The 6,797-nt window shown below is 73.5% G+C and carries 8 protein-coding genes; 4 read left to right on the top strand and 4 right to left on the bottom strand.

All coding sequences use genetic code 11. The features are described from left to right. On the bottom strand, nucleotides 1-1,012 hold a 1,012-nt coding region (locus tag ACWCSD_RS13645), incomplete at its 3' end, for a thiolase C-terminal domain-containing protein (protein ID WP_449914841.1). 257 nt (nucleotides 1,013-1,269) lie between these two features. Here ACWCSD_RS13645 and ACWCSD_RS13640 point away from each other — a divergent pair. Both ACWCSD_RS13640 and ACWCSD_RS13635 read left to right on the top strand, forming a co-directional pair. Continuing rightward, entirely contained in the window at nucleotides 1,270-2,118 is an 849-nt protein-coding gene (locus tag ACWCSD_RS13640) for a LysR family transcriptional regulator (RefSeq protein ID WP_449914838.1), read from the top strand. 15 nt (nucleotides 2,119-2,133) lie between these two features. After that, the gene (locus tag ACWCSD_RS13635; RefSeq protein WP_364340378.1) at nucleotides 2,134-2,763 is read left to right on the top strand and encodes a MerR family transcriptional regulator; all 630 of its coding nucleotides are present in this window, start codon (nucleotides 2,134-2,136) and stop codon (nucleotides 2,761-2,763) included. A gap of 17 nt (nucleotides 2,764-2,780) precedes the next feature. Here the strand turns inward: ACWCSD_RS13635 and ACWCSD_RS13630 are convergent, their stop codons facing one another. Together ACWCSD_RS13630 and ACWCSD_RS13625 are read right to left on the bottom strand one after the other, a co-directional pair. Further along, the gene (locus ACWCSD_RS13630; protein ID WP_397160978.1) at nucleotides 2,781-3,668 is read right to left on the bottom strand and encodes a hypothetical protein; all 888 of its coding nucleotides are present in this window, start codon (nucleotides 3,666-3,668) and stop codon (nucleotides 2,781-2,783) included. A 51-nt stretch (nucleotides 3,669-3,719) separates the two neighbouring features. Next, nucleotides 3,720-4,397, bottom strand: coding sequence for a ThuA domain-containing protein (locus tag ACWCSD_RS13625; RefSeq protein WP_387681904.1), 678 nt, complete (start codon nucleotides 4,395-4,397; stop codon nucleotides 3,720-3,722). Nucleotides 4,398-4,527: 130 nt separating this feature from the next. Between ACWCSD_RS13625 and ACWCSD_RS13620 the strand changes: the two genes are divergently transcribed. Both ACWCSD_RS13620 and ACWCSD_RS13615 read left to right on the top strand, forming a co-directional pair. Then, complete coding sequence (locus tag ACWCSD_RS13620) at nucleotides 4,528-5,382, top strand: RNA polymerase sigma-70 factor (protein ID WP_397161084.1); 855 nt, start codon at nucleotides 4,528-4,530, stop codon at nucleotides 5,380-5,382. Between the two features lie 24 nt (nucleotides 5,383-5,406). Beyond that, entirely contained in the window at nucleotides 5,407-6,168 is a 762-nt protein-coding gene (locus ACWCSD_RS13615) for an SDR family oxidoreductase (protein ID WP_387681901.1), read from the top strand. On the opposite strand, the gene ACWCSD_RS13610 is transcribed toward ACWCSD_RS13615, so the two are convergent. Then, entirely contained in the window at nucleotides 6,158-6,730 is a 573-nt protein-coding gene (locus ACWCSD_RS13610; RefSeq protein WP_449914832.1) for a TetR/AcrR family transcriptional regulator, read from the bottom strand. The genes ACWCSD_RS13615 and ACWCSD_RS13610 overlap by 11 nt on opposite strands. Nucleotides 6,731-6,797: the final 67 nt, after the last annotated feature.

Below are 6,797 nucleotides of genomic sequence, written 5' to 3'. Positions count from 1 at the left end.
AGACCGAGACGAGCGACTTGTCCACGAGCGAGGCGAGATCGTCCGGGTCGCCGCCGCACACCTCCGCGACGGCCTCGTACGTCGCGCCGCCGGAGCACGCGTGCTGCCGCTCCAGCAGGTACGCGCCCAGGTCCTCCCGCGCCACCAGCCCGAAGTCCTCCAGTTGCCGGGGCACCAGCCAGGAGTAGGCGTCGTAGAGCAGCGCCGCCCGGACGTCCGCGGGCCGCATCCCGGAGGCCGCCCACAACAGCGGCGCGACGTGCGCGGAGAAGACGGCCGTCACGTCCGGCGAGCGGTCCATGGAGGAGCAGCCGGGCCCGCCGCCGCGGACGACCGCCCGGATGCGCGGGCCGTCCAGGACGCCGCTCACCAGCAGCGCGCACGCGCCGTCGGTCTCCAGGCAGCAGTCGGCGGTGCGCAGCGGCGTGCAGACGTACGGTTTGGCCAGGTAGGCGGCCAGGTCGAGGGGCTCGCGGCGCAGGGCTCGCGGGTTGGCGGCGGCGTTGCGCCTGGACTGGGCGACCACGGCGTGCAGGTGCTCGGCGGTGAGCCCGGTGTCGTGCAGGTAGCGGGTCGCGGCCATGGCGAACAGCGGGATCGGCCCCGCCAGGCCGTAGGTGTGGCTTTCCAGGGGGCCGGTGGAGACGGTGTTCATCCGCGTGCCGGACCGCCCGTTGAGCGCCCGGAAGACCAGGACGTTCCTGGCCACCCCGGCGTGGATCAGCATGGCCGCGTCCCCCAGCACCGACGCCGCCTGTGTCCCGCCGCCGGCGATGTCGTTGTGCCAGCGCAGCCGCTCGATCCCCAGCGCGCGGGCCACCTGGACGACCGGCGCGGAGTCGTTCATGTGGTAGCTGAGCAGCCCGTCGACCTCGCCGGGGACGATCCCGGCGTCCGCGCAGGCGGCCCGGCACGCCTCGGCAGCGAGCTCCAGTTCGGTGCGCCCGGACTGCCGGGTCAGCGCGGTCATCCCGATCCCGGCCACGGCCGCGCACCCGGCGAAGGACTGCATCCCGCACGATAACACGTCCAGACAAGCGCTTGCTCGGCAGGCGGACGGCCGAGGCGCCAGAGGCGCCGTACGCGGAGTTTCCGGGTGGCCACAACGGCGGCGTCCCGCGCCCGAAGGCCGTCGCCGCCAGGTTGGGCGAGGTTCTGAGCAGCGGGAAGGCACAAGCCGTGACTGGATGTCTTCACGCGGGCTGCCCCGTCTTGTAATACGGAGATGTGATCAGCCGATAGCCCATCATCATCACCCCGAGGTGAGAGATGGATCTGCGCTACGTCAGATACGCGATGGCGATCGCGCGCGCCGGCAGCCTCCGCCGCGCCGCGACCGCGCTGCACATCGCGCAGCCCACGCTGTCGGAGCAGCTCAGGGCGCTGGAGAAGGAGATAGGCGTCGAGCTGTTCAGCCGTTCGTCCAGCGGCGTGCGGCTCACCGAGGCGGGCGAGGCGTTCCTGGCCCAGGCCACGGTCGCGCTCGACGCCTACGAACGGGCCGTGGCCGCCGCGCGCGGCACGGGCCGCACCGCCCGGCTGGGCGTGGCCGACGGGCTGGCCGACGTGGCCGCCCGGCTGCTCGCGCAGCTCCAGAACGTGCCGGTGCGGATCGCGCCGATGGGCACGGCCGAGCAGTTGGTCTCCATCGCCGACGGCACGTTGCAGGCCGGCCTCGGCTACGCCCCCGGCTCGCTGCCGAGGGGCGTGGCCCGCATGCTCGTCCACCGCTTCCCGGTCCGCGCGCTGCTCCCCCGCGACCACCCCCTGGCCGGGCAGGAGGCGCTGTCGCTGGCGGACCTGGCCGGCGAGCCGCTGATCATGCCCGAGTCGGACGCGGTCGCCGGGGCCCGGCGGTTCCTGGAGGGGTTCGTCCGGCATCGGCTGCATCCCCGGCTGGGCCCGGCCGCCGCCACCCATGACCTGGTGATCGACATGGTGGGCGCGGGGGCCGGCTACAGCCTGTGCGTCCACGAGGGCAGCGCGGTGCCCGACGCGCTCACCTTCGTGCCCATCAAGGAGGACGTGCCGCCGCTGGAGGCGGTCTTCCTGTGGAACCGGCAGGCCGACGTCCACGAGGTGGTGAGCGCGGCCCGCCACGTCGCCCGCTCTGGATAGCGCTATTATCTATCGATGCGCATCTCAGAACTGAGCGCCCGATCCGGTGTCGCCATCCCCACGATCAAGTACTACCTGCGTGAGGGCATGCTGCACCAGGGCGAGCAGACCGCCGCGACCCGCGCGGAGTACGACGACTCCCACCTGCGCAGGCTGCGCCTGATCCGGGCCCTGCTGGAGGTGGGCAGGCTCCCCGTGGCCGCCATCAAGCAGGTCATCGCCGCCGTCGACGACGAGACGCTGCCCATCCACCACATGCTGGGGATCGCGCACTACGCGCTCGGCCCGGTCGTCGAGCCCGAGCAGGACGAGGAGTGGCGAACCGCCAGGGCCGAGGTCGACCGGCTGATCGACGAGCTCGGCTGGAACGTCGTCGAGGACGCCCCCACCCGCGACGAGCTGGCGCAGACGATGGTCCGCATGCGCCAGCTCGGCCTGCGCGTCGACCTCGCGCCGTACGTCGAGGCCGCCAGGAAGCTGGTGACCGAGGTCGAGATGGACACCATCCCCTTCGACGGGCCGCGCGACGCCGCCGTGGAGGCCCTGGTGCTGGGCACCGTCCTGTACGGCAAGGCGTTCGACACGCTGCGCCGCATGGCCCAGGAGTCGGAGTCGGCCCGCCGGGTGGGGCAGCGCCAGCGGTAGGAGCCTGTCGGGGCCGGTCAGAGCACGCCGTTGCGGCGCAGGATCTCGACGGCCCGCACGGTGGCCGCGCCCCGCCATTCGAGCGCGCCGGCGGGCGAGATCCGCGCGTAGTCCACGACCCAGCCGCCGTCCTCCTGCTGCGTCCCGGCCAGCCGGTCGAGGTCGGCGGCGATCACCTCGGGCGCGAACAGCTCGCGCGCCGGCCGTCCGGGGTAGGGGGCGAAGTCGAGGGGGTGCAGCCGCTCCTCCGCGGTGCCGCCCTCCACGGGGACCCGGCCGTCCTCGGGGATGTGCGCGGCCAGCCGCTTGAGCAGCCCGGCCGCCTCGGGCCGCGTCCCGTGGACGGCGTCCAGGAAGCGCACGGCGAAGGAGAGCACGTAGGCGTGCGGCCGTTCGTCCAGCGCCTGGATCGCGTCGAGGCAGTAGCGGGTGGCCCGCTCCAGCCACGGGTGCGCGGCCACGGCCGGGTCGTGGGCGGCCACGCCGTGGGCCGCCGCCGCGGAGACGGCCGTGATCTGCAATGACGAGGTGCTCGTGTCCGCGCCCGCCCACCAGGGCGCGGTGCCCTCGGCCAGGGTGAGCGGCAGCGCGAACGGCAGCCCGCCGTCGGGCATCGTCACCGACTCCAGCCAGTCGCACAGCGCGACGGCCTGCGGCGCGGTGTCGGGGCCGATCTCCTCGAACACCTCGAAGGCGTGCAGCGCCGCGCCCGGCTGGCTCTCCGGCGAGCGCAGGTCGGGCTCCAGGCCCCAGCCGTAGCCGCCGTCGGGGTTGCGGTAGGCGTCGAGGGCGCCGAGCACGGAGGCCGGGCCGGTCTCCTCCATGAGCAAGTGGAAGCGCCGCCGGTCCAGGACCCGCGCGTGCGTGGCCAGGAACCCGGCGACCGCCGAGAGATTGACGTTCATACGGCCATCGTGCCCGTCGCGCGAGCTCGGGTCTTGTCCGAACCGGACATGTCAGCCGGTGTCGTCCACCGGCCGTTTCAGCAGCCACGACGCGGCCCGCTGGAGCAGGGTCCGGTGGATCTCGTTGTCGTAGGACCTGGTGTCGTGCCCCAGCGCGTCGTAGACCACCCGGCCGCGGCGCACCGGTCGCGCCCACACCAGCGGCTGGCCGTGCGCGGAGGCCAGGGGACGCACGTCCGGCAGCACGTCGAGGTCGCTGTAGACCTCGTCGACCAGGTCGAAGTCGCGCAGGCCCGCCACGATGGGGTGGGCGGCGCCGTGCACCCGCACGCCGGTCCAGCCCAGGGGCGGGTGGTGCGACTTGGGCCAGTTCCAGCTGCCGCCGAGCACCCGCGGCCAGCCCTGCCAGTCATCGAAGCAGACCGCGGCCGTGTGCATGCACAGCAGGCCGCCGCCCCGGTCGAGGTGGTCGAGGAGCGTGGTGCGGGCCTGGGCGGGCAGCGCGAAGCGCCATTCGCCGCGCAGGTCGGCGAAGCGGTCCTGGCCCATCTGCCAGCGCAACGCGTTGACCGTGATGAGCTGCACCTCCGGCGGCTCGCTCAGCGCGCCCGCGATGTCCTCGGTGATCTCGGACTCGACGCCCACCTCGCCCAGCACGTCGGCGAGCGCGGCCGACGTGGCGGCGAAGTCGTGGAAGAGCCCTCCTGACAGGATCAGATTTCTCGCCACGCCCCCCAGCCCATCACGCCCGGCCCGCCTTGGCCACCCACAGTGCCGCCCCACAGTGCCGCCCCACAGTGCCGCCCCACAGTGCCGCCACCGGCCCCCACCGAGCCGCCCGGCCGGGCGACAGGGCATGATGCCGGACGTGGACTTCGAGGAATACCGCCCCATGTTGCTGGGCCTGGCCTACCGCCTGCTCGGCAGCATGTGGGACGCCGAGGACGTCGTGCAGGAGGCCTGGCTGCGGTGGGAGGGCGCCGACCGGAGCCAGATCAGGGAGCCCCGCGCGTTCCTGCTGACCGTGGTCTCGCGGCTGGCCCTCGACCAGCTGCGCTCGGCCCGGGTGCGGCGGGAGGCGTACACCGGGCCGTGGCTGCCCGAGCCGGTCGCGACGGGCGAGGCCGGGCCGCTGGACACGGCCGAGCTGCGCGACACCGTCTCCTTCGCGACCCTGCACCTGATGGAGAAGCTGTCGCCGCCGGAGCGGGCGGTGTTCGTGCTGCGGGAGGCGTTCGAGCTGCCGTACGACGAGATCGCCGAGATCGTCGGCTCGTCGGTGGCCAACGCCCGGCAGATGCACCACCGCGCCTCGGTCCGGGTGTCGCAGGGCCGCGACCGGTTCACGCCGACGAACGAGGACCACGCCAGACTGCTGACGAAGTTCATGGAGGCGGCCGGCGGCGGCGACCTCGACGCGCTGACCGAGCTGCTGCACGAAGACGTCGTCATGTGGAACGACGGCGGCGGCAAGGTCCGGGCCGCCCTGCGCCCGATCCTGGGTCGGCGCAAGGTCAGCGGCTTCATCGGCGGCCTGCTGGCCCGCTACGACTTCAGCCGGGCGCGCCTCGTCGAGGCCAACGGCCGCCCCGCCCTGTGGACGCACGTGGCCGGAAGCGACCAGCTCATCGCCATCGACGTGCGCGACGGCCGCATCCAGGGGCTCTACGGCGTGCTCAACCCGGACAAGCTGACCCGGGTGCGGCCGGACTGATCGGCCCGTCACTATAGTCGGCTTATGGATCTCGGCATCTCGGGCAAGGTCGCCCTGGTCACCGGCGGCAGCGCGGGCATCGGCCTGGCCGCCGCCAAGAGCCTCGCGCGCGAGGGCTGCGACGTGTGCGTCAGCTCGCGCAACCCGGAACGGCTCGCGGACGCGGTGGTGGAGCTGCAGCAGTTCGGCCACGTGGTGCACGCCGTGCTGGCCGACGTGGAGGACCCGGCGGCGGCTCAGCGGGTGGCCGACGAGACGCGCGACGTGCTCGGCCCGGTCGACATCCTGGTGGCCAACGCGGGCGGCCCGCCCACCGGCCGCTCCGACGAGGTCGGCCTCAAGGACTGGGACGTCGCGGTGCAGCGCAACCTGCTCGGCACCGTCCGGCTGATCCAGGCGGTGCTGCCGGAGATGCGGTCGCGGGGGTGGGGCCGGATCGTCACCGTCACCAGCTCGTCCGTGCGCGAGGCGATCGACGGGCTGGCGCTGTCCAACGCCATGCGGCCGGCCGTCGCCGGGCTCGTGCGCACGCTGGCCCGCGAGGTGGGCGGCGACGGCGTGCTGGTCAACAACGTGCTGCCGGGGGCGATCGACACCGAACGGCTGCGCGGCATGTCGGGCGGCGACGACGTGATCGAGGAGCGCGGCCGGGCCGTGCCGGTCGGGCGGGTCGGTCAGGCCGAGGAGGTGGGGGACGTGATCGCGTTCCTGGCCAGCGAACGGGCCTCGTACGTGAACGGCGTCTCGATGCTGGTCGACGGCGGCGCCAGCCGGGTCATCGCCTGAGCAACGCGGCGACGACGCCGGCCGCCCACTCCTCGTCCTTGTCGGCCGGGTCGACGAAGTAGGACAGGTTGGCCCGGTGGAAGCAGGCGCCCATCAGCAGGGCGGCCGCCGCGCCGGGGTCGAGGCCGGGGTCGGCGCGGCCCGCGGCCCGCTCGGCGTCGAGGATCTCGGCCAGCGCCCTGATCGGCAGGTGGGGACCGGTGTTGGTGGTGGCCAGCATGTGCTTGAACCGGGCCAGCAGCGAGGGGTCGGCCAGCATGCCGGAGGCGATGGTGGCGGCCTCGGTGTAGAACTCCAGCGCCGCCAGGGTGAAGCGGGTGAGGTTGTCGGCCAGGTCGCCCTCGCCCGTGCTCAGCCGCAGCCGGGCCAGCGCGGGGGCGAGCGCGGGCAGCCGTTCGAGCAGGACCGCGAGGAAGATCTGCTCCTTGCCGGCGAAGTGCTTGTAGAGCAGCGCCTCGGAGCAGCCGGCCGCCTGGGCGATGCGCCGCGTGGTCGCGCCCGAGATGCCGAACTCCCGAATGGCCTGCTCGGCGGCGTCGAGGATGCGCTCGCGGGTGCTCATCCGCCCATGATATGAGCGAGTGCTCACCAACCCACGCGTGCATGACATCCTTCCCTTAGGGACCATT

This window comes from Nonomuraea sp. NPDC001684 (genome assembly GCF_053596515.1).
Note: the sequence above shows the minus strand (reverse complement) of the source record. Positions and strands in the feature narration are given on the sequence as shown.